General features: G+C 48.5%; 7 protein-coding genes. 2 read left to right on the top strand and 5 right to left on the bottom strand.

Annotated elements, in window-relative coordinates:
• Window positions 1-115 precede the first annotated feature (115 nt).
• Window positions 116-2944 carry an excinuclease ABC subunit UvrA gene (gene uvrA / locus MARGE09_RS07880; protein WP_236986785.1) on the top strand — a complete coding sequence of 943 codons (2829 nt, stop codon included), beginning with the start codon at window positions 116-118 and terminating at the stop codon, window positions 2942-2944.
• A gap of 64 nt (window positions 2945-3008) precedes the next feature.
• On the opposite strand, the gene MARGE09_RS07875 is transcribed toward uvrA, so the two are convergent.
• From MARGE09_RS07875 to MARGE09_RS07865, 3 genes are all read right to left on the bottom strand, one after another.
• Complete coding sequence (locus MARGE09_RS07875; protein WP_236986784.1) at window positions 3009-3251, bottom strand: hypothetical protein; 243 nt, start codon at window positions 3249-3251, stop codon at window positions 3009-3011.
• Window positions 3252-3485: 234 nt separating this feature from the next.
• Window positions 3486-6005 (bottom strand): sugar-binding protein, encoded by a 2520-nt coding sequence (locus MARGE09_RS07870; protein ID WP_236986783.1) that lies wholly within the window; start codon window positions 6003-6005, stop codon window positions 3486-3488.
• A gap of 221 nt (window positions 6006-6226) precedes the next feature.
• Window positions 6227-7225: a carboxylesterase family protein gene (locus tag MARGE09_RS07865; protein WP_236986782.1), complete on the bottom strand. Its 999-nt coding sequence runs from the start codon at window positions 7223-7225 to the stop codon at window positions 6227-6229.
• On the opposite strand from MARGE09_RS07865, the gene MARGE09_RS07860 reads away from it, so the two are divergent.
• The gene (locus tag MARGE09_RS07860) at window positions 7215-7376 is read left to right on the top strand and encodes a hypothetical protein (RefSeq protein ID WP_236986781.1); all 162 of its coding nucleotides are present in this window, start codon (window positions 7215-7217) and stop codon (window positions 7374-7376) included. The two genes, MARGE09_RS07865 and MARGE09_RS07860, sit on opposite strands and share 11 nt — an antisense overlap.
• A gap of 234 nt (window positions 7377-7610) precedes the next feature.
• Here MARGE09_RS07860 and MARGE09_RS07855 read toward each other — a convergent pair whose 3' ends face one another.
• A complete protein-coding gene (locus MARGE09_RS07855) occupies window positions 7611-9404 on the bottom strand; it encodes a serine/threonine protein kinase (protein WP_236986780.1) in 1794 nt (597 codons plus the stop codon).
• Between the two features lie 330 nt (window positions 9405-9734).
• Window positions 9735-25850 carry a PKD domain-containing protein gene (locus MARGE09_RS07850; RefSeq protein ID WP_236986779.1) on the bottom strand — a complete coding sequence of 5372 codons (16116 nt, stop codon included), beginning with the start codon at window positions 25848-25850 and terminating at the stop codon, window positions 9735-9737.
• Between the last annotated feature and the right edge of the window lie 47 nt (window positions 25851-25897).

The following is a 25897-nucleotide window of genomic DNA, read 5'->3' as shown; positions in this document are numbered from 1 at the left end:
CCGTTTTTTTTCGCAAGCCAAAGAGCCTCTCGATCATTCGCTCAACATCAAGACAAACACCCCCGCAACTCCGTATACTCCAACCCTTTAACCTAAAGAGCAGCCGTAGACTACTGTGGATAAAATTATTGTGCAGGGTGCGCGCACCCACAACCTTAAAAACATCAACATCGAATTGCCACGCGATAAACTCATCGTTATTACGGGCCTATCGGGCTCGGGCAAATCCTCTTTAGCTTTCGATACCCTCTACGCAGAGGGACAACGCCGCTATGTAGAATCATTATCGACCTATGCGCGTCAATTCTTGTCGATGATGGAAAAGCCCGATGTTGACCACATAGAAGGCCTTAGCCCCGCCATTTCGATCGAGCAAAAGTCAACGTCGCACAACCCGCGCTCGACCGTGGGGACGATTACCGAGATCTACGATTACCTACGCTTGCTATTTGCACGCGTGGGCGAGCCGCGCTGCCCTGTGCACGACGAGCCACTTGCCGCACAAACCGTTTCACAAATGGTAGACCAAGTTATCGCCATGCCCGAGGGCAGCAAGTTGATGCTTCTTGCCCCTGTTGTGCGCGAACGCAAAGGCGAGCACCACCACATTTTACAGGGGTTAATTCGCGATGGTTTTGTGCGCGCTCGAATTGACGGTGTTGTCGTCGACCTAGACGATGCACCAAGCCTCGATAAACGCAAAAAACACACCATTGAAGTCGTTATCGACCGCTTTAAAGTACGCGCCGATTTAAAACAACGCTTGGCCGAAAGCTTTGAAACCGCCCTGCGCATTGCCGATAACATCGCCATTATCGCGCCAATGACCGACGAAGACGGCACAGAGCAAGTATTTTCTGCCAAGCATGCGTGCACACATTGTGATTATTCCATTGTTGAATTAGAACCCAGACTGTTTTCGTTTAATAACCCTGCGGGCGCCTGCCCCACTTGTGACGGTTTAGGGGTAAAACAATTTTTTGCAGAAGACCGTATTGTTGTTAACCCAAAATCATCACTCGCCGATGGCGCCGTTAAAAGCTGGGATAAACGCAACCTTTATTATTTTCATATGCTCACGTCACTGGCCGAGCATTTTGGCTTCGACGTAGAAACTCCGTGGGAAAAGCTCAATAAAAAACAACAAAAAGCCGTGCTGTATGGTTCTGGCGATGAAGTTATTGATTTTAATTACGTTAATGATCGCGGCGACATTTACAAACGCAGCCACAGTTTTGAAGGCGTTATACCCAATTTAGAACGCCGCTTCCGCGATACCGACTCTAACTCGGTGCGCGAAGAACTTAGTAAGTTTTTATCGACACAAAAATGCCCCGAGTGCGCCGGCGCGCGTTTGCGCAAAGAGGCCCGCTATGTTTTTGTCGATAAACGCGACCTCCCTCAAATTACGGGCATGCCCGTTGGCGAGGCACACGAGTACTTTTGCAAATTAAAATTCAAAGGCGCAAAAGCCAAAATTGCCGATAAAATTTTAAAAGAATTACGCGAGCGTTTTAAATTCTTAGTGGATGTTGGTTTAAATTATTTAACACTTAACCGCAGCGCCGATACGCTATCTGGCGGAGAAGCTCAACGCATTCGGCTTGCCAGCCAGATTGGTGCCGGTTTGGTAGGCGTTATGTATATATTGGACGAACCCTCCATTGGTTTGCACCAACGCGATAACGATCGTCTACTCGGCACCCTTACACATCTGCGCGACCTCGGTAACACCGTTATCGTGGTAGAGCATGATGAAGATGCTATTCGCCAAGCCGATTATATTGTAGATGTAGGCCCTGGCGCGGGCGTACACGGTGGCGAAATCATCGCGCAAGGCTCGCTCACACAAATTAAACGCAGTAAAGCATCGCTGACTGGCGCCTACCTTTCGGGTAAAAAATCTATCGCCATCCCCAAGCAGCGCACGCCCGTAAAAGACGATAAATATTTAGTGCTTGAAGGCGCCACCGGGCACAACTTACAAAACGTAACGGTGGAAATCCCCGTAGGTTTAATGACTTGTGTAACAGGCGTTTCTGGCTCTGGGAAATCCACGCTAATCAATGCCACACTTTACCCTCTCGCTGCCACCGCATTAAATAATGCCAGCACACTGCAAGCCGCACCGCACAAAGCGGTACGTGGGCTAGATCATTTTGATAAATGCGTCGATATAGACCAAAGCCCCATTGGTCGAACACCACGCTCTAACCCCGCAACCTACACAGGAATATTCACCCCTGTACGGGAGCTATTTGCCGGCACCCAAGAAGCGCGCGCGCGCGGCTACAAAGCTGGCCGCTTTAGCTTTAATGTGAAAGGCGGACGCTGTGAAGCTTGCCAAGGCGACGGCGTAGTGAAAGTAGAAATGCACTTTTTACCCGATGTTTACGTCCAGTGCGATCAATGCCACGGCCAGCGCTATAACCGCGAAACACTCGGCGTGAAATATAAAGGGAAAAATATTCACGAAGTGCTCGGCATGACCATTGAAGACGCAGCGCCCTTTTTTGACGCGGTACCATCCATCTCCAAAAAGCTTCAAACGCTCATGGATGTTGGTTTAGGCTATATTTGCTTGGGGCAATCTGCTACTACGCTATCTGGTGGTGAAGCGCAAAGGGTTAAACTTGCCAAAGAACTATCTAAGCGCGACACCGGTAAAACGCTGTATATTCTTGACGAGCCAACAACCGGCCTGCATTTTCACGACATCCAGCAACTGCTCAATGTGCTGCACCGTTTGCGCGACCACGGCAATACCGTCGTTGTGATTGAGCATAACTTGGACGTGATAAAAACCGCCGACTGGGTGGTTGATTTAGGGCCAGAAGGCGGCAGTGGCGGCGGGCAAATTATTGCTACCGGCACTCCAGAGGATATTTGCAGTGTTAAAGCCTCGCACACAGCCCGCTTTTTAAAGCCAATGCTAAAAGCCTAATAAGTTAGGCACGGCGAAGCACAGCTAACAAAGCCTGTGCTTCGCTCTGATAGCCCTATGTAAATTATCCCTCAGCATCCAATATACTGAGCGAAATAAATGACAATGCCGCCAAGCAAAACACCTGTAACGGCAACGGCATAAAGATCATCAACATGCCACTGTATATCCACAAATCACGCACATAACCACGTTTGGCTTGGTAGCTTTTAGTGTGGCGGCGCCAACTAGGGTGCTTTGCCAGTTCTTCTTCACTCATACCTTCAGGCGGTCGCGCCGTTTCGTGACGCTGATCTTGATCATCCATCTGAGTACCTCGCAACTACGCCGCTTTATAATATTTGCGCTCTATGGCATTACCACAAACAACGCACCATGCGATGCATACGGTATGGGGGCGGCGTTATTTTCAGTGTAGCCGCTCATAGCGAAACTGCATAAACTCGTTGCAAATAAGATATCTCACCGCAAAAAAAGCGGCTCCCGAAGGAGCCGCTTTTAGCTACTGGGTTAAACCCAACCCGCGATACAAGCCAATACTCTATTCAACCAACATTAGCGAGCCAAAAGAATCAGCATTGATATAACCTTGATTATCATTGTGGTCATCAGTAAATACAGCGCTCATAAAATGTTCGCGACCGCCGTTACCATCGTTATCAATATAACTTGGCGTAAAGCCCATAATTTTTCCGGCATAGAGCTTTCGGCGAGCCTGCTCCATGCTTCCCGCACCGTTGCCATAATCGCCAAATATAGCAACGCGGATCTCCCAAATATAGGAAGGCGCATTGTTTTCATCAATCTCTACCGTGACATGGCCTTCCACATCACCGATATCCTCAACATTTTTTTCGATACTAATATGGTAAGCAAAGGCATTGTTATTGTATTCGTGGTAACCACCACTGCGGTCTTCATCAATAAATAGCTCGACAGTATCTTTTTGATAATAAGCGCCCGAAACATTTTTAATATCGTCTGTTACTTCAAACAATAAATACAAATAGTCTTCATCCCACAACGCCTTATAGCGCCCAGAAAAATCTTCTGCACTTGATGGTTCGGATAAATTCTCAAAGCCCACCCAGGCTTCATTTAATGCATCCCAATCGGCAAGATCCCATACCGCATCCACTTGGCCATCAATCACCGGCGCGACATCAGCATAATTAGCAACATTGTGGTTATCACCAGAAGGCAGCGTTAAGTCGCACTCTAAAATATCGTGCTCAATCACCAGCTCAGGCTTTATAAAATGCATTTCCGTTAAGGCGTTACAGCCTATTTCACTGCCCGACACATCAACGTTCAACAATTTAGGATTGCCTTGAATACTTAACGATGCAATATCATCACTGGCAACGACTAAGGTTTCTAGCTGCGCCAAAGCGCCAATATCTAAATAACTTAAACGACCTGCATCAAGCACTTTTAATACGCGCAAATTAACGGCTGAACTAATATCCAGCGCGCCATAATTACCGCCGTTCAAGACAAGCTCCGCGACATGATTTAAGCCGGTAATAGTTACTGGTTCGTTAAAGTAACCACCGGACAAGGTCAACGTTTTTAACGCTGTTAAGTTTTCCAAGCCTGCCCAATTGGTAATTTGCTGGCGACAATTAAGCTGTGTTAGTTCATCAACATAATGGACATTTGCCTCTTCAACGCAATTTTTCAAACTATCACCTGGAAACTCTAAACTGCTTACACGGGCACCTAAATCTTCCGACGGCGCACTGCTTACGCTGGAGGCCGAACTCGATGCAGGCATACTGCTAAGCGTCACTTCTTGAGTAATAAGCGGCTGAGCAATAGAAAAAAGCCAAGGCCACAAATTAGGGTTGGTATAGGCCCTTGGCCAAACCGTGTGATTTAAATCGTTACCGTTTATTTGGCCGTTTTCTTTATCACCCGGATCAACGTTTTCCCAACCGGCTTCCTGCACGGTTGGGTAGCTAGTGATAAAAGTACAGGCACCGGCCTCAGCCAATGCGGCTACATCGCTACTGGTTTCTGTATAGGGGTTATTTTCATCGCTCGGCGCATGGTGTGCCCACACAGGTAGTTTGGTATCAATAAGGCTTTGCATCGTCGAGCGGTCCGGCGTATGGCCAGACAGCGGAATGGCAGCCGCAATAAGGTCGGGCCTGCGTAGCGCAATACCCCATGAGCCCGCGCCGCCCATTGATATACCGGTCACATAAATACGTGCAGGGTCAACTTGGTGATTGGCTATCATATTTTCAACTAACGCAATCAACGCTTCGCCTGGCGCACTGGCATTGTTTGGGTTGAACCGCCAATCGCGACCGGCCGCGTTAGTCCACTCAGAGCCACCTTGCGAGCAGTTACAGTGCGGCGCAACAATATACGCTGGGAATTGCTGTTGGTGCTCGTCGGTAAGTAGCGAATTATTGGACGCAAAAAAGTTAGTGGTATGGCGATTACCCCAAAGGTCGCTATAGTCATTACCGCTCTCACCTAAACCGTGCAAATAAATAACCAATGGGTAAGTCGCATCTGGGTTGCCGTCTGCCTGATGCGGCGTGTGCAAATACCACGGTAGGCTAAAACCGGATGCCTCAACTGGCGCCTGCTCAACCATAAGCTCCTTGAAATTCATCACGGTGTTGTATTGATCGGTATCCGAGGCCGCAAAATGAGGTGCCCACGAGCCATGGTCAGCTTCTGGCGGTGGTGGCGGGCACTCGGTGCGCGGGCCAATTACTGTTTGCAAAATAGTTGGGGCGCTGGAGGAGCTTTCGCTGGTGACACTCGAGGTAATGATCTGCTCGCTAGAAGCCGCAGCGCTGGAGCTGCTAACCACATCATCAAAGCTTGAACTACTTGCCAAGCTTGATGGCACACTTGCGCTATCTGACGACTCGCTTCCCATCTCACTATATGCTTCGCTACTGCTTAAGGCCGACAAAGAAGCCGACGACTGTGTTTTATTCCCAGCCACACAAGCTGCCAGCAACCAGATAGTATTCAGTAAAGTAATACGCTTTAGCACAGCAACAAGGTGTTGCGCGCGGAATTCAATCAAAAACATCAGAAGTACCTTGAGAGGTAATAAAACAAGACAGAGCTGCTTCAGGGCTAAAGCCAAGTGATACACATCAACCCAAGCGTTCAAGGTGCCACTTTACTAAAAGTAACACTTAATTACCTCATCTAATGCATGCATTTTGTCGAAAATTGAGCCGCCACAACGAAAAAAGGCGCATTACCTGCGCCTTTTTTCGTTCAAAAACGTTAATAGCTACAACAAGACTATTGCTCGCGAGGCTGGGAGATTGAAAACACCCAAGGCCATAGGTCTGGGTTGGTATAGGCCCTAGCCCATATATTGTGTGGCGCATCGCTAGGGTCTGAATCGGCTGGATCATCAGCGCCTGTACCTCTGGGGTAACGCGAAATCCAAGCGCAACCTCCGCCATCGCTAACGAAATCAACGGCGTTTTGCGCATCGTCAATTGGGTTGCTGCCATCACCTTCACCATGGTTGGACCAAACTGGCACTTTGCTATCGTGCAGCTTTTTTAAATCGTTCGAAGATGGAGGATGCCCTGCCAACGGTATAGCCGCTGCAAATAAATCGGGCCGGCGAACCGCAAACTCCCAAGAGCCACCGCCACCCATAGAGGGGCCTGTAACATAAATACGTGCAGGGTCGATTTGTTTTTCGGCAATCAGTTTTTCAATAAGCGCTAGCGCTGCCTCACCATACCGAGAAGGCTCATTTTTCATGGTAAAGTTAGCACCACCATCGGAAGACCACTCATTAGAATAGAAGTTACAGTCACATAATGGTGCCAAAATATAAGCAGGAAACTGCGCTTGATACTCATCCGTTAGTAGCGATTTAGCCGAGGCAAAAAAGTTTTTAGCATGCCGGTTGTTTAAATGAACATTGGGTGCACTTGGGTCACTACCGCGCTCTGCACCGCCATGAATATAAACAACCAGCGGGAACAAGGCATCGGGATCGCCTTCGGCCTGATAAGGCGAGTGCAAATTCCATGGCAAATCGATACCCGTTTCATTAAAAACAGGCTGCTCGACCATTAGCTCTTTAAAATCACGTACCACATCGTGAGTGCTGGGGTAAGCCGCCTCGGCATAATGCGGCTTCCAACTACCGAAGTCAGGCGCCGGCGGTGCAGGTGGGCAGCTTGTGCGGGGAATAATATCGCCCAGCGCACCTTCGCTACTGGACTCAGAGCTTGATGACGAACTCAGCTCGCTTGAGGAGCTAACCGTGGAATCCATACTGCTCGAGCTTGCAACTACTGACGACGACGAGCTTGCTGAACTGCTGATCTCAACATCAATAGATGAAGAAGTGTTATTTTTAGGCTCTGCCATGCAAGCGCTTAATGCAAGCACAGACGTTAATGATAAAACCGGCTTCCAACGATAAAGGCGAAAGCATTGATTGGTAGGGTTAAAAAACATATTTTTTGTGCCTGTGAAGTGGGCCATATAGGCAAGCGCGTTGCTTGATTAGCAAGTACTTACACCCGCCGATTGGGGTGCCACTTTACTAAAAGTGATACCTCAATATTGGACGCGCGCCACACTTAAAACAGAACTTGGTCGCACTTTACGATTGACAACGACAGACAAAATAACAATTGCCCAAAAAAGAGGAAGCCTAAAGCCAATAAAGCGCTAACTTGCCATTGGCCGACTTTTTAATTTCGACGGGAATATCCCGCCAAGCAGCACCAGGTTTTACAATGCTGCCATTATTAGCCCGTATACTGGTGATCGTAATCACTGTTTGGGCTGTTTGCTTTGCTGCATTGCTTTCTATTGGTTCGCTCGATAAAGAGAAAGACTTGTAAGCCCCCATTAGCTGCTGCACAAAAACCTGCTTGTCTTTAGGGATTACATAATTATCGATAAGTGATGCGTGATCTTTGCGTTTGAAAGTTGCAATAAAACCCGCGACAAGATTTTTAGCTTCGTTATCAAACTTTGCCTTCTTGGCCGCTAGCTCCTGCTTGCGCTTTTTCTCGGCTAACTTTTTAGCTTCAAGCGCTTTCTTTTTTTCCAGTTCGGCCAACTTAGCCTCTTCGGCTTTTTTAGCTTCTTCGGCTAAACGAACCTCCTCTGCCAAACGCTCAGCCTCTAGCCGCTCTTCCTCCAACCTTTGCTGTTCAGCACGGCGGGCGCGCTCGGCTTTAATCTCTGCCAACTCTGCTGCACGCTCTGTTGCTAGGCTATCGGCTTGCTGTAGCTCAGATTGTAAATCAACAATTTTTTGGTCTTTATCTTCCGCTTCAGTGGGTGCCAAAGCACTTGCAGGGGCAACAGGTTTTGACGATGACTGCTGCCAAAACCAAAAACCGCCACCACCAGCAACGCCCAACAATAACACCGCTGTAACGATAATACCCCAAGGCGCCGAGCGCTCTGCATTAAAATCACCCGCCTTTTTCCCCCTAAAGGAAGTCACGCTATCGTTACTGGCTGCTGGCATCAGTACGGTGCGGTCTTTAGCGCCAACCTTAGCTGCCGACAAAGCTTTCTTTCGCGCTTTTGGCGAAACCTCCTCTAGCAGCATTTGCTTCCAAGACGACATGCTTTGAGGCCGCTCTTCTACACGAAAACCTAAGCCGGCATCCAGCGTTGCCAAAAATTGATGACTAAAGCCCAGCGCCTCACAATCAACCAAAGGCAGCTGCGGGTCTGGCTTGCCATTCATTAACGCGGTTGCCCTCGCCATTGCCTCGGCCGGTTTTGTGCCTAGTAACATATGATGGAATGTACCGGCAAGTGCATACACATCCGTCCATGCCCCCTGCTGGTCACTACTTGCGTTGTACTGTTCAAAAGGGGTATAGCCAAACGACACGAGGCTTGTGAGCTTGGTGGTTTGTTTAAGCGCCCCGCGAGCAGAGCCAAAATCTAGCAGTACCGGCTCGCCATCAGCACGTAAAATAATATTGGCAGGCTTAATATCGCGGTGAATAAAGCCCTTACTGTGCACAAATTCCAAACCGTCCATCAAGCCAACCAGCATATTGGTAAGCTGAGATTCGGTAAATTGCACTTTGGCGGAAATCACCTCAGAAAGGCTTTGTCCCGCCTCCAAGTCCATCACCATATAGGCCGTATTGTTTTGATCAAATACGCTGGAAACGCGAACAATATTTTTGTGGCTAAACTTGGCAAGCGTTCGCGCTTCAATCACGAACTTTTCCAACCCCCAAGCATAAACATTGTTGTTATCGGCGGTTGTAGGCTCTAAAGACTGAGTATGCCCCTCGCGGCTGGCATACTCGATAGGAAAGTATTCTTTAATTGCAACATTGCAATCGAGGTTAGTATCGCGGGCAAGGTAAGTAATCCCAAAGCCACCACGGCCGAGCACCCCCTGTATTTCGTACCAATGCAGCTTGAAGCCCTTCGGCAGAGCGTCTTTGACTTCAAGTTGTTTCATATTTGGCCACGGAACCACGATTCTGAGTAGAATTTAAGTGGTGTAGTGTAAAAGGCCTAGCAGATCTGGGCAACAAGGATTTTGGCTGATTGGAGTGTGGGAGGTTGGCCGGTTGCTAATAGAGCGCTCAACCTAATAATATCAACGCAACCCTTGATCTAATTCAACCTACTTCAAAGTGGCTCAAGAACCTCTTCAGTACGTGAGCGAAACCTTAATAACTTTTTACCCAAACGACAACTAGAGTGCATGAACCTAGAAGTCGTCAATCGGTACATAAATGCAAACCAAAATCTCGCGGCGCCCTCTTCGGCAGGGTTGTTTTGCCTTTCATTGCATTACAACAATCCGGTCAAAATCAGCGTTAAAAAAAGATGAGCTTCCCGCCGCAACTATAAGCTCGTATTGCCCAGGCTCTGCAGGTACAGTCCACTCAACTAACGCAGTGCGCTGCACAATGTTTACATTGAGCAATCGGTATGAACCGCCGGTCACCCAAGCACCCACCTCTAAAGTAGGGTTTAATGCGCCGGCAATATTCGCCTCTGACGTCCAGCTAACCTGATAACTTAATACTTGGGAGGGTGCAACACTGCTATATTCATCCCCTAGGGATAGGCGCCCGCTTACATCATATGAAGCTAGTTCAGAATCATTTATAGCGAAAAGGGAGTCGTCCATTTTGTGCACATGTTTTAAGTCAGGTAACAACTCATAGCTTGCTCCAACGACCGGCGCCTCTGGGTCATCAATATGGGCTGAATTCACTTTCGCGCCCTGAGTTCCAATGCAATAAAGTCGACTTTCCTCCAACACAAATGACGACTGCTGACCTCTGACACAAAAACCCTTCGCCAAATGAGCCGAAACTAGTGGTGACGTAGGATCCTCCATATTGACGACTCTCACACCAAATTCATCACCAAATCCAAACCCAGGGTAATGGTAAACATAGCCGCCGCCCGCAGCCCAAACAGAACTGTTTGCAGTCATCAAGTGCCCCAGTTTATTCGCTTCTCCATTCGCACTATGCTCCCACGTTAGGAAGCCGTGATCTGGGCGATCTATATTTTCTGTAATAAAGGCTTCGGCCACATATAAATGCTTGCCGTCTGACACCATATTTCTAATTTCCTCACCTTCACGAAGCATTTCTGGGACCGCTTCGGCTCCGCTTAGGCTAAGATCAGAGCGCACAAATTGACTATCGCTACCAGCATATAAATAGTTATCAAACACAAATAGACCGCGAATAGTGGCACCGGCGTTTAGAGACCCCATGGAATATGAATCTAAAGCATCGCGGTTTCCTGCGAGCAAACTATCAATGCTTAATTTTGCAATCTCGTATACAAAACTGACCGGTTTATGAGGGACATAGACAATTCCGCCATCAACAGCAAGAGCGTCAAACGAAGATGTGCCACTAACATCAAATGAGGCTACAGTTTCAAATGGCGAGAAAGGGTCAGAGACATCAATAATTCCGACTTCCCCTAATGCTTTAAACACAATATGTGAGCTATTTGCGACCGTGACTTGGGGAGCCACTCTTAGGGGGATCGTGGCTTGAGGTGAAAATACAGTATCGCCTAAGGAAAATGGCGCATCGGGAACTTCAGCAGTCTCGCCACTGTACCGAAGAACTCCCAAATCGTAAAACGCTCGGGCCTCGCTAAATTGCCCGCCCCCTAGTTTAGTCGCCGAAATGCGCGCGACCAAACCATCACCTGAATTAATATGCGAAAAAACTGAAGGTTCTGGGTGAATTGTGACAACCCCATTATTATCCACCGTCGCAACAGTCTCATCCGAACTTCGATAAATAATCGGCTCAGATGAACCCTGCGCACTCACCAACTCAGCAGGCAAGCTGAATTCGCGGTCCTCACCCACAAATTTAACAACCGTTTGACCGTCAATCGCATCACCGAAAGATATGACTTGAGGTTGAATCGGCTGATTTACAGTAAGTTCAAATGATTCCGTGGCCGGTGCAAAACTGGCGTCACCTGATTTCACAACGGTCAAAGTCACGTCACCCTGCCCAACTAACACTACTTCGCCAGTTAATGCATCAACAGTTGCTACCGACGGGTCGCTGGATAAATAAATAAACTCACCTGAACCGCTGCCCCCAGAGGTAGAAAGCGTAAATAAGTCACCTGATGAGATATTTACGGGAATACCGCTAACAGATATCGAATCCTGAGAAGTTCGGTCTTCAGGTATGAGTTTGACTCGATCAACATCTAAAGAATTAAAGCTTGAGCCACTATCAAGTACTGCAATTTCATAGTGCCCAGCAGCATTATTACTTTCAGTTTCGGTTGGGGTAAACCATCGTATTTTCGCAGTGAGTTGCTGACGATTAATATCGATTAGCTGACACGAACCACCGGATACATAGCACCTTGAGCGACTCCCCGCAGTTGAGTTTAATGCAACATCAATATCAACAATATCGCCATATCGATATTGCTTTTCAGTTAACACATCAATCAGGTCATTCTGATTAAATAACGCGACGCCCTCACTTGCACTAAGGTTAATATAAACACCGGTTTCTGCGGGCGTTATATAGCTAGAACTCACACGATAATTACCGACTAAATGAATACTCGCAGGATCACCTATATCGTAAGCTTTAATATGTGAGCCAAATGCTGCAGGATTAAACGCGCGAACATAGAGTACGTTGTCCACAGCAAAGACATCGTGATTTTGCACGCTCGCTCCCGTGCCTAAGTTATATGTTTCTTCAAATTCATTAATAGCCGAAACGCCACCTAAAGAAAGCCGATCATATACATTTATAATTGTAGGGTTAGATAAACTCGCGCTAGAAGTCGCAAAGACAAAGCGATTATTCGACGCCTCCCAGGTATTACAGTCGCTTAACGTATCACCATCCGATAGAGAGCCATCCGTAGCGACATCATAAGAATTGCAGCCGAATGGCTCGTAAATGGAATAACCGTCAAGATCCAACTGCCCCGAGCCTAATAAGTTAAACGAACTACCTACACTCAGGTCTAATACCGATGAAGAATAAAACGACTGATTAATACCAGTAATAAGTAATTGATCACCAACAAGCCTAGGTAGCATCGGTAAATTGGAGGAGTCTTTTGGCAAGTCACCTGACATAAGAAGCTTTGGCTGCGACGGCTGGCGAATATCAATAACTTCATAACTATCAAAATCGCCAGAATTATTAGTCACAACAAGCCAGTTTTCATTCACGGCATAAGCCCAAGCGGAGCTAGGTAACACAATAGATGCATCATAAGTACTTAATAAACTAAAGCCTCCCGATATATCATAAATATCTAACTCACTGCCGCCATTTACAACAAAAGCAATATTGCTATTTATAGCAACAGGATTAATTCCACCGCTGCCAGACTCACCGTCTATTGCGTACTCATTCGTAGGGTCAGTGAAGGTTTGGTTACGATCTATAACTACAGGTATACCTTGATAACCAATAAATGAATATTCGTATTCAGCAACCGCTTCAGCATAAACCTCGTCGGCAGCTTTAACAGCTGTAATTGTCACCTCTCCAGCTCGACCACTTGACGTCACCTCTCCCGTCGTAGGGTCCACCGTTGCAATTAATTCATCGCTACTAGCGTAAGTAATTGCACCAGAACCACTGCCACCCAATGCCGCAAAAGTAAACGGGTCGTCACCAACAAACGTTTCATACGAGTAGCTGCCATCACCGGCAATATTATTACCTTGGCCGTCAACAAAATTTAGTGGGTCTTGATCTATTATTGGGGAGGTGAAGGTGACTGTTACACTAGGCGATATATACCTTTCACTAGTAACAAAATCAAAACTAAGTAGCGATACAACACGATATTCCCCGGCTGTATTTGGCAGTAAAAAAGTGCACGTCGGCGAATTAATATCAGCACAATCAAAATCGGTTTCAGGAAAATCAAGCATAGACATTAAACTTCCGTTTGAGTCTAGCAAGCGCCAGCTATGCCTTAATCTTCGCCCACCACTATCCACTTCAGGTACATTCACTAACTCAAAGACGACTGTTTCTCCAAGTGTAAACTCAGTTTTATCCAGTTCCTTAATTTTTGGTATAGGTACAACAATATCGTCAGGGTCCATTTCTGTTGTTGTTACTGTTAAATAAGAAGAATGACGAGCACCACCAATCACTTGGTAATTAACCTTCACCGTAAATGAACCAATACGGCCATTTGTAGTGAACTGAATGTGATTAGCTTCATCATTAACCAAAGTTTCACTGGCTACGCGAGTGGATAGATCCCCCCGGAAATCAACGCCTCTCGCAACTAGATCATCAGGATTAATACCGGCAAAAAATACACTCTCCGTTTTAATTCCACCGGGTACAATCAGGATATTAAGCTCGGTTATCTCATTACCTTCAACATCTAAAAAAGTTATAGGTAATTCATAAGAAATATTAACAGCAGACGACTCAATTTTATTAGTCTCATCACTAGCAACAACTTTCACAAGGTAATCATCAGCAACGGTCGGAGAAAAGACGCACTGCCCAACACTATCGTCACACTCAATTACCTCTGTGAAGCTAACGCCATCCGTACTTTGCAACCAAGTATAAGTAATCGCCTCGCCATCTTGATCCGTTAAAGATACATTTTCTAGGTTAAGCTCAACAGGATCACCAATTGTTAAGAAGCTACCATCGAACGTCCCAATCACAGGTTTAACCGGCAAATCATTATCCGCACTCACTGTAAAAGTATCGAGAGTAATCACCTGCTGGCTGCCATCGCTAAAATTAAACGTAACGGTAGAACCCGTACATTGATAATTAGCAATGTCTTCGTTAGGAATAAAATAAACCCTGTATACCTCGGTGTTCGCTAGATCTCGAGGGCGAACACTCGTTCCTCGCACTGAAATTTTTGAACAGTGCTGTCCCCAAACAGGGCTACCTTCAACAGTTATTGATGGATCAGGAAATTGAATCTCTACTCCCTGAGACGACTCCAGACTTTCTATTGGCGAACCACTGAAGCCAGCTTCCACCACTGTAGCTTCTAACACGGTAATAACTGGAGCAGAACTCAACGTTGCAGGTACCGTTACGGAATAGCCCTCTGAGCTAACATCATTTACACCATCGGAAACATCGAGGTAAAAAGTTACATTGGCAGCGGTAAATGAATCGGGGAACGCTTCCACGGTACCTAAGCCCGTTGCTGGGTCTGTAACTATATTTATGCCCTCGGCACGCCAGCTGTAGGTTAATTCTGGCGAATCGTCGGTCACCATTGGCAGGCCGCCATTCAGCGTTTGGGCATCTAAAATGTAAGCCGCAGTAATATCCACCAGAGGCAGCACAATACCCTCTGCAATATCGGGGGCATCATTATCAGCACTTACTGTGAAAGGTGTTCGTGTGACTACGGTCTCTCCGTTTATCTCAGCAGTCCATACCCCTTCACACTCATAATCGTCTAATGCGTTAGCCCCTGTAAAAGTCCCAGTTAAGACAACGCCCCCCAAGTCAGGAGCGCCTGATGAGCTAAAGTCCGATAATGTATAAGGATGGCCGCCACAATCTAAATTCCAAGAATCGCCTTCATATGCATCAGGGTCTGGGTAAATTGCGGTTGTTGTTAATGTTACAGGTATACCTTCGGAGGGCAACTCAGGTTCGAACTGCACACTAATAATAGGCGTTGGATCAACAGGAACAACAGCCGTAACATTTACGAATGCCGATGAGACCTCTTTTTCACCGTCAGATGCAATAACAGCAATAGAATACTCACCGGCCTCTAAAGGCGTGAAATTACACGTTTCTACATCACCACAAATAATTGATGCTGCGCTATTTAAAACTTGCTCCCAACGGTAAGTAATTAACTGAGACTCAGGATCCGCGGAGGCTAGGCTTCTTGTTAGCAATAAAGGTTGATTCACCTCTATTTCGCTGCTCGCAATGTCGGCAATAGCAGGGGCACTTGGCGCATCATTATCCGCTGCAATTTTCACAGTAATATTTGTAGGCGGTGATGTCGCAGAACGATTGCCTTGCGTATCAACGACAACCAAGCTCACAGAAAAGCTCGTCTCCAGCAATAAATTGGGAGCCGTAATTTCGATAGTTTCATTAGTAAGATCGGCAATGGTTAGGCCTAAATCTGCTAGCGCGATTGCATCGGTACCAATGCTCCACTCAAATTTTTCGACAGCATCAAAATCATCAACTGAATTCGCTGCGCTTAATATTAATGTCGATGCTGCCGCTCCGGCTTCTGTCTCCGGCAACTCGATTTCACCGGTTAAGGTAGTACCAGCATCATCAGAAATCACCGCAGACGGCGCTTGATTAAGGGCTGTTACTGTTACCCTATAGCTATTCGCTGGGGGCATTTGAACGGTGGTGGTGGTTGCATCAGCTACATCAAGTAAAAACGCAACAGTTGAGTCAACCTCAAAAACATCTAACGGAAATATAACTGTGGCTATAGGGCCATTATTGGTGACATCAACAGTATCACTGTACTCAGACTCAACACGCCACGTGTAAGTAAGCTCGTCCAAAGGCGTATCGCTATCGCTCACAACAGGTAGGCCGCCATTTAAAGTCAGAGCATTTAACGTGAAGGGCATACCTACACTAGCAACAGGCAGGTCCGCGCTGGTAAGCGCAATCACAGTTGGTGGGTTATCTATTGGCGCTACGATAAAATCATTTGTAGTTGCTGTAATACTGCCTTGACCATTGCCGCCATCAACGTTTAAGTCCACTTTACAGCTATATGCATCTACAGTTGCTGCTGCTTGGAAGCTTGCACTTAAAGTCACCACGCCGGCCGTAGACCCGTTAATAGGCCCTTCGGTTAGTGATACTAAAGCCCCCTCACAACTTCCAACCCATGTATATACAGGATTATTTGTCGGGCCTGAATAATCCACCGTAGCATTGACTGTAATGAGTTCCCCTTCTGTCGGGTTAGCGCTTACCTCTAATGCTACAGCTGGCGCTATATAGCTCGTCTGGCCAGTAATGGTGATAGGCGCCGATTCCACCGGCGGGTTAACGCCATCAGAAACCTGCACAACAATCGCGTAGTCCGTATCGGCAAATAAACCACTAGGCACGGTAAAGCGCGTGCTAGTACCAGTTTGCGTAGTGAAACGATCATCGTTAGCGGCACCACCGACTACTTGCCATTGGTAAGTTAGCGCTTGGTTTTCTGGGTCTATCGCTGTCGCGGTTAAATCAACAAAACCACCTTCAGCTACGGTAAGCACGGCAGGTACTGTTGTTAATGCAGTAATAATAGGCGCATCATTATTAGCGGTAATATTTACCGTATGCGTGGAACTAGAGACCCCATCATGCTTATCCGTCACAACCAAAGTAAAGCTCAGCGGCGCTAAATCTTGATCACCACCGGTACTGCTTACTAAGTTAGGTACAGTGAAAGTGAGCGATGGCTGGTTTAAATCAAGCCCGCTAGTATCCATGCCGGTCACTAGCCACTGAAAGGCTAAATCGCCATTGGGGGTAAAGTCATCTAAATCACCCGCAGCAAAATCAACAGGGGCTAACGTTATCTCATTAGGAACTAACCCACCGGCAGCGTCATATTCACTTTCCAATACAGTTTGCGTTGAATCGACGCCCGCACTAGGCGGTAAATTACTGCCATCGAGTTGCAAAATGCCGGTACTTGCAGCTGGGCCAGTCTGTGCACCATCAATTGCTCGCAACTCAAAAGCAAACGCTGTATTAACAGGTTGCTTAGGAATACTAAAAGTTGCCGTTGTTTGGTCGTTGGTTAATTCGCTAGGCACTCCGGTATTCGAGCCATTTAACCAGTTCACAGGTACATCGATTACGCCTTGATTAGGCACTTGCACCCATTCATAGCCTGTTAAAAGATTTTCAGGGTCTCTTACTGCGCCAATCAACTCACCAATAAACAGGGCATCATCTTGCGCAGAAACCGTTAACGTGTGCGAAATAAACGTTGCTACAGGTAAATCGTTAGTAGCGGCTATATCCGCCAGCGTTAAGGTAAAGCTATCTGTACCGGCTATTTGCTCGCTATCTTCAACCGTTAGAGTAATACCACAACTGTACATAGCCGTGCGGTTAGGCAAAGTTACATCGGCACGTTTGGCCACATTAGAACCATTCGCAGCAGTTTGATCATCGCTATCTAAAATAACAATTTCAGCATCGCTGCAGTTATCTTCAAGCGCCCATGTGTATGCCGAAATAGGGCTAGTATTGTTTGTTACTTGGGCCTCTAGATTTAACGTTATGCCTTCTGTTAATGGGTTGTTGCCACGATCAATCGTCACCACTGGCGGGAAGTAACCTTGCCCAATGGTCAGCTGAACACTATCGCTGCCACCGAGGTTATCAATATCATCCGGTTGAACCACAGTCGCCGTTAGCGCTACCGTGGTTGTCGCATCGGGTAGGTTAGGCGCAGTAATGGTTAGGTTTTGCTGGGTTTGGTTACCCGCAAAATCAATCACATCGGGCTGCGCGCTCCAAGTAATATCAACGGGGTAATCACGGTGCTCAATGTCTGGGTCAATAACCGTACTGCTTAGCTGTACTTGGCCCAACCCAGCAACATTACTAACATCCGTAGTGGCAGAAACAACCGGTGCATCGTTATCGGCCTCAATGGTTACGACTAAATCTTTCAGTGTGCTTAGCGAGCCATCGCTTACCGTTAAAATAAATAAGAGGGTGTCTGTTTGAGCAAGGTTGGGCGTCACAAACGAAAAGCTTTCTGCAGTCCAATCAGCTTCCGTTAAACCCAGCTCCGCTTCGGCCCACGCTTTTTCTTCTGCACTACCGCCACCAAATACCCAGGAGAACGTCAGTTGCTCGCCGGCCGAATCGCTAGAAAGCCCGGCCGACACCGTGACAAGTACTTCGCCTTCATCCGCTTCACGCTGCGCAGGATGGTTGGTTTCGTTAGCGGTAAAGCGACCGAATTCATCATTCGCACCAGCCACTTCAACATCATTGACCGAAATAATGGCAATGGGCGCTTGATTAGTCGCCGCCACTGTAATGGCAATTTCAGCTGGTGTTGCATCACAACGCTCGGGGTCGTTTTCAGCATCACAAACCGTTAAGCTGAAGTTTAAGGTCGTTTGTGTTGGTTGCTGGGGTACAGCAAAGAACGCCTGCCCATCGGTTTCGCCGCGGCTTAACCAGTTAACTTGTACTGCGTCCGCCGGATCTTGGCTCCACTGATAATACAAAGTATCACCTTCTTCATCGGTAGAGGCGCTGCCGTCCAGTAACTCATCAGTGATATCTTCAGGATCGTGCCCGCTAATGATTAGCGTTCGGTCGGTGATAACGGCAACGGGGATATCGTCGATCGCTGTAACATTTATGCTTAAAGCCGGTACGGTTATTGTGCTATCGGTGGCGTCGGTGACTGTTAGTTGGATGTCGCAGGTGTAGTCCGCTTTTTGCTGGCCCGGTGTGACAAAGGTTAAAGTACTGCCTGTTGCCGTGCTGAAGTCCGCTAAAACAGGCTGCCCTAAACAGGTGGATTCACTCCAGTCGTACGCGGTAATAGCCGCCGCATCGCCTGCAGTGATATTCGCGGTGATTGTAGCAGTAGCACCTTCGCTAACGGGCGCATTTAAGCTTAGCGCCAGTACCGGCTCGATGTAGCCCGAGGTCACGGTGACGGTTTTATTTGCGGTGGTTTCCTTTAAGAAGTCTTCACTGCCCTCTTCAGCCACAGTCACTTCAAAAGTAATGCTCAGGTCTTCATTTTCTACCGGTGCGCTAAAGCTACATTGGTTTGTATTATTACCTTCACTACAAGTGACCGCTGCAGGGTCGTTCGCGGCTAGGGCATTGCCGTTTTCATCCAGTTGTTGCCAGCTATAACTCAGTGTACGGACATCTTCGGGGTCGGTCGCGGTAGCTTCGAAGGTGACGGTATCACCGCCATTAACGGCGTCTAGCGCGTTTAAGGTTACCTCTGGCGCGGCATTATCCGCTTTAAGCGCGAAGGGGTATTCAATTGGGCCGGAAATTTCACCTTGAGCATCGCGAACCACTAAGGTCACCATTAAATCGGCAGCTGGCGCTTCAATATCACCCACCACAAAACTAAAGTCGGCCTTGCCTTGGCCACTATCAGCCGCAACACCTAAGGCCGCTAATGCGGGGTTGGGCGTCCAGGTATACGTAAGGTCGTTCGCGGCGGTGAAGCGGTCTATCTCTGTGCTGCCAGCTTGGGGCACCGCGCGTAAGGTTACGCCGGCTTGTTCACTGATGTCGGTTGCGCTGGCTGGCTGTATCAAGGCGATATCGGCCTTGGGGGCATCGTTGTTATTGGCGACTAGTACATCCAAGCTGGCTATCGATACCGCGTTTTGCGCAGCTGTACGGCCGGCTTCACCACCATCCGTTACGGTAAGGGTAAAGGTAATCAATGTTTCTTCAGCGGCACTTGCTGGGGTAAATGTCGGGGCGATTTCAGTCGTTGAGCTAAGCAACGCTAACGCCTCAGTATTATCACTTGTCCAACGGTAGCCTAAATCGCTGCTTTGAGTATCTAAGTCTTCAACGGTGATACCGTTTAGTGCGATGGGCATTGCGGCATTGGCATTCACTACCGCAGCCGGCGCTGTGGCCACTGGTGCATCATCAACCGCATCAATTGTTACTGCCAGTACTGCTTTGCTAGTGCCGTCAGTTTCGCCATCAGAAACGCTTAAGGTGAAGTCACAGTTTTGTGGCGCTAAGGTGTTATTGGCCGTAAAACTAGCCACTTCTGCCGTGGCATCGGTGAGCTGGCCAGCACAAGTGGTTGTCCAGTTGAACGCTGTAATTAAGTTAGTGCCAGCCACAGAACCCGCAGCGGTTAAGCTCGCGGCTACGCCCTCTTCTAAGGTAGTGCCACCGCCCACTAATGCTGCGCTGGCTGTCGGTGCGATGTAACCGCGCTGCACATTCACCTGAGCGGTTACGGCTGCGCTGGTCTCACCGCCGGTTACGTCTTCGGTGGCCGCAACGGTAAAATCAAAGGCTTGGCTATCAACCATAATCGCTGGAGCAGTAAAGGTCAGTGTATTACCACTGTTATCTGCTGGGATTAAATTTTCGTAACCCGCTGGCGCCGTCCAGGTATAAGTGTAACCAATAGCCGCTTGGTCTTGGTCTTCATTGGTCACCTCGGCCGTTAACGTCACTTCGGCGTTAGCGGCCACATTTACGGGGTTGGGCTGAATACTGACTTCAGGCGTGGCGTTAATGGCATCAACCGTCACGGTGTAGGTTTCTGGCTCCGACGGCTCACCTTGCTCATCCGCCACAATCAATTCGAACTGTAGCGAGATTTGTTCAGCTAGGTTCGGTGTATTGAACGACAATGTTGATTGCGTGAAATCGGTAATGCCTAAATCGTAAGCTGTGGTGGTAATTAACCTCCACTGGTAGGTCAGGCTTGCGCTGTCGGTAAAGTCGTCATTAGAGGCTTCGCCGCTGAGTACAACAGGACTGGCTTCGGGTACAAGGTCGCCGGCTATAGGTGTAATCACGGCAACCGGCGCTGCATTGCTGCCGCCTACCTGTACAACCACATCTTGTGTTTGATTGTTGTCGGTATTGCCATCGCTTACGGTCACTGTAAACGTTAAGTCTGTGGCCACCGCCACCGTGGGTACGGTGAAGCTTGCCGTTGCGGTATCAGCATTACTTAACGTAATGCCCGCTTCGTTGGTCGTCCACGCAAAGCTTAGCGCTTGACCTTCTGGGTCTGAGCTAGCGCTAGCGTCTAAGGCTTGTGTATTGCCGGAGGTTCCGACTACCGGCGTGGGGGCGACAAGGCTTGGCGCGTCGTCGGTAGCAATGATGTTGACGACCAGCGTATCGGTATCACTTCCCGCAGTAGGCGTAGCCGCATCGGCCACGGTTAATGTGAAGGTACAGCTGTAGCTATCGACACGGTTAGCGGGTGTGAAGGTCGCTAGTGCCGCTGCGGCATTGCTTAATGTACCATCGGTACAGTCGGTAGTAGCCCAGTTATAGCTGGCAATGGCTTGGCTGCCGGGTACGGACATAGCCGCAGTTAGGTCAAAAGCTATCGCTTCGCGTGTCGATACTGTTGACGCCGCTAACGCCGCAACCGCAGTTGGTGCAACATAGCCCTCACCAACAACGACAGACGCAGGAGCAGTTGCGATAGGTAAGCTACCAGCACCCACCTGGGTAACCTGCAAGCCAAACTCAAGGGCGGCCTCGTCCATTAAGTTAGCAGGAGCAGTAAAGCTAGTGGTTGCCGAATCAAGGTTATCGAGCAGCCCTGCATAACCGGCAGGCTCAGTCCACGCATAGGTGTAGGTGAGGTCTTGATGTTCAAAGTCGGGGTCGCTTACGGTAGCAGACAAAGTCACTGTCGCGCCCGGCGCGGCGGCACCGACCGGGGCAATGGTCACAACCGCAGGATCATTTTCAGCCGTAATATCTACGTCGAAAAAGACTTTTGTTGAGCTTAACGCTGGCGTGCTGTCGTCGGTCACAATCAAACTGAATTGCACGGTTTGATTAGCCGCTAAATTAGGCGCAATGACGGTCATGTCTTGGGCTGTCCAATCAGTAATGCCCAAATCAAACGCCACATCGCTTTCAAGTACCCACTGATAACTTAGATTGGCAGCGCTAGTGTAATCGTCTGTCGAGGTGGAACCACTTAAAACCAGTGTGCTGTTTTCGGCCACGCTGGTTGCATCATTCGCAGCTGTAATGCGAGCAACAGGGGTATCGTTATTGTCTTGCACAATAACCTTCACCGGCGCCGTTGTGCTGTTCGCACCATCGCTTACAGTCAGCTCGAACGTTAACTCTAATTGCTGATCCGCGCTGTTCAGGCTTGGCGTGGTGAAAGTGGCTGTTTCGTTATCGAAGGTGAAATCATCTACGAGCACTGGGTTTAATAACGATTGCTCCCACGTGTAGGTCAGAGCTTGACCTTCTGGGTCTTGATGCTCGCTTGGCGTAAGTACGACCGCAGTATTCGGCATCACCGTACGCTGCGCTGGGGTAAAGATCACTTCGGGATCTTCGTTAGTCGCCGATACTGTAACTGGTAGCACAACCGTAGCTTGGCCGTTAGGTTCGCCATCACTCACTTGCAGTGTAAAGCTACAGCTTTCTTCCGCTAAAAGGTTAGCGGGCTGAAACGATGCAATACTCGTTGTCTCATCGGTAAGCACCCCAGAACAATCTGTAGCCCAAAAGTATTCGCTAATAGAATTGGTGCCCGCAATTGAATCTTCTGCGGTTAATTGGGCCGGCATGCTCTCGACCAAATTACTACCCCCTCCCACAATGGTTGCAACAGGCACAGGCGGGAAATACCCTAAACGAACGGTCACAGTTGCTGGCACTGCCGCACTGCTTAAACCGTTAACACCTGATTCAGTAGCAACTACAGTAAACGTGAGCACAGTATTATCAACTGCAACATTAGGAGCATTAAAACTAATTACGCTACTAGCAGCATTCGCTGGCAATAAACTTTCGTAGCCAGCCGGTGCTGTCCATGCGTAGCTGTATGTGATGTCAGCCTGATCCAGGTCAGGGTTAACGACGTCAGCGCTAACAGTAACTAATGCGCCAGCATTAGCACCAGTAGGACTGGCAGTCACCTCAACCGTAGGCACCTCATTTACACTATCGACCGTTACTCTGTAAGTTGCAGGCACTGAATCTTCGCCCTGCGCATCCGTGACCACTAACTCAAACTCCAACACGAGTTGCTCAGCCAAGTTCGGCGTATTGAACGACAGTGTTGATTGCGTGAAATCGGTAATGCCTAAATCGTATGCTGTGGTGGTGTGCAATTGCCACTGGTAGGTCAGGCTTGCGCTGTCGGTAAAGTCGTCATTAGAGGCTTCACCGCTGAGTACTACAGGACTGGCTTCGGGTACAAGGTCGCCGGCTACAGGTGTAATCACGGCAACCGGCGCAGCATTGCTGCCGCCTACCTGTACAACCACATCTTGTGTTTGATTGTTGTCGGTATTGCCATCGCTTACGGTCACTGTAAACGTTAAGTCTGTGGCCTCCGCCACCGTGGGTACGGTGAAGCTTGCCGTTGCGGTATCAGCATTACTTAACGTAATGCCCGCTTCGTTGGTCGTCCACGCAAAGCTTAGCGCTTGACCTTCTGGGTCTGAGCTAGCGCTAGCGTCTAAGGCTTGTGTATTGCCGGAGGTTCCGACTAGCGGTGTGGGGGCCACAAGGCTTGGCGCATCGTCGCTAGCAATGATATTGACGACCAGCGTATCGGTATCACTTCCCGCAGTAGGCGTAGCCGCATCGGCCACGGTTAATGTGAAGGTACAGCTGTAGCTATCGACACGGTTAGCGGGTGTGAAGGTCGCTAGTGCCGCTGCGGCATTGCTTAATGTACCATCGGTACAATCGGTTGTGGCCCAGCTATAGCTGGCAATCGCTTGGCTACCGGCGCTAGAACCCGCGGCGGTTAAGTCAAAGGCCACAGTTTCGCGTGTAGGTACTGCTGGAGCCGCTAACGCCGCTGCCGCCGTGGGCGCTACGTAACCAGCACTGATAGTGGCTAGCACAGAGCCATCCACAACCGGCAAGCTGCCTTCACCCACTTGAGTCACTTGCAAACCAAAAACCAGCTCGGTAGTGGTCATTAAATCTGCAGGGGCCGTAAAGCTAGTGGTTGCCGAATCAAGGTTATCGAGCAGCCCTGCATAACCGGCAGGCTCAGTCCACGCATAGGTGTAGGTGAGGTCTTGATGTTCAAAATCGGGGTCGCTTACGGTAGCAGACAAAGTCACTGTCGCGCCCGGCGCGGCGGCACCGACCGGGGCAATGGTCACAACCGCTGGATCATTTTCAGCCGTAATATCTAAGTCGAAAAAGACTTTTGTTGAGCTTAACGCTGGCGTGCTGTCGTCGGTCACAATCAAACTGAATTGCACGGCTTGATTAGCCGCTAAATTAGGCGCAATGACGGTAATGTCTTGGGCTGTCCAATCAGTAATGCCCAAATCAAACGCCACATCGCTTTCAAGTACCCACTGATAACTTAGATTGGCAGCGCTAGTGTAATCGTCTGTCGAGGTGGAACCACTTAAAACCAGTGTGCTGTTTTCGGCGACGCTGGTTGCATCATTCGCAGCTGTAATGCGAGCAACAGGGGTGTCGTTATTGTCTTGCACAATAACCTTCACCGGCGCCGTTGTGCTGTTAGCACCATCGCTTACAGTCAGCTCGAACGTTAACTCTAATTGCTGATCCGCGCTGTTCAGGCTTGGCGTGGTGAAAGTGGCTGTTTCGTTATCGAAGGTGAAATCGTCCACTTGCACAGCATCTGTTGCCAGTTGCGCCCATGAGTATGTCAGCGGCTGCCCCTCTGGGTCTGAGTGCTCAAAAGGCGTTAGCTCTACTAATGTATTCGGCGCAACCGTCCGCTCTGCGGGGATGAAACTAACTACCGGCGCATCGTTATTAGCATTAACGCTCACCACCATGGTATCTGGCGCAGAAACTGTATTTCCTACAGTAACCACTAGCTCAAACTCAAAAATTTGGGGCTCTAAATACTCGCCAGTTTGAAAGCGTAGAGTATCGGTATTGGCACCACTCAATTCAACAGTATCGGTACCAATATAACGCCAAGAGTAGATAACGGGAGCTGTTGGGTTGACAGCGAAACCGGTAATTTCAACGAGGCTACCCTCTTCAACATTCGTAATGTTGGGCCCTGCAAAAGCAATGGCGTTATCTTGGGGGTCGACTATCGTTTCGCTAGAACTTGCAGACGATAAAGATGAACTCGTAGTGACACTGCTAGGCGTTATGCCGGTGCTGGGCTCCGAGCTAGAGTCCACCGAGGAAGACAGGCTACTGGACGAAACCTGATCAGCGCTACTTGAGGACACTGGCGGAGGGTCGTTAGCATCTATTGGGTTTGTACCCTGGGCAATTTCATCGGCGTTATTGATACCGTCGCGATCTTCGTCGAAAAGATCAAGATCGTAGTCCGCCTCTAAGATCTCTAATCGGGTGCTTGTGCCGGCAATAACTTGTACATTTTTAGTCACTTGCGCCAGTACCAGATCGCCATACAACGGCGTTGTATATACAAAGCGCACACTAATTGTATGGTTACCCTCTACAATTCCGGATACATTACCAGTGGCCGAATCACCACTGATAAGCAGCGATTCCCAACCGTTGTTATCCACTTGAACCTGCGCTGATAAATTCTCAGCTTCAACCTTTTGCTGCACTTTTTGCGGCACTGGGAAGCTACTGGCCTTCCCTTCTGGCTCCACCTGCCAATCATGTTTCTCGCTTTTATTAAAACAACCACTAAGAAGTGCTGAACAAACAAGTGCTGCGGCAAGCGTCCTGGCTGAAAATTTCACGTGAATCACCTTGATGTTGAAAGCTAAAAATAAATTTGCTGTGTTAA

The sequence above is a fragment of the Marinagarivorans cellulosilyticus genome (assembly GCF_021655555.1).
GTDB lineage: Bacteria > Pseudomonadota > Gammaproteobacteria > Pseudomonadales > Cellvibrionaceae > Marinagarivorans > Marinagarivorans cellulosilyticus.
This window is presented reverse-complemented; position numbering and strand designations above follow the sequence as displayed.

Bases quoted from the DNA above. Each gene is read 5' to 3' on its own strand.
- MARGE09_RS07875 (WP_236986784.1), bottom strand. From the start codon at position 3,251: ATGGATGATCAAGATCAGCGTCACGAAACGGCGCGACCGCCTGAAGGT.
- MARGE09_RS07870 (WP_236986783.1), bottom strand. From the start codon at position 6,005: ATGTTTTTGATTGAATTCCGCGCGCAACACCTTGTTGCTGTGCTAAAG.
- MARGE09_RS07865 (WP_236986782.1), bottom strand. From the start codon at position 7,225: ATGGATTCCACGGTTAGCTCCTCAAGCGAGCTGAGTTCGTCATCAAGC.
- MARGE09_RS07855 (WP_236986780.1), bottom strand. From the start codon at position 9,404: ATGAAACAACTTGAAGTCAAAGACGCTCTGCCGAAGGGCTTCAAGCTG.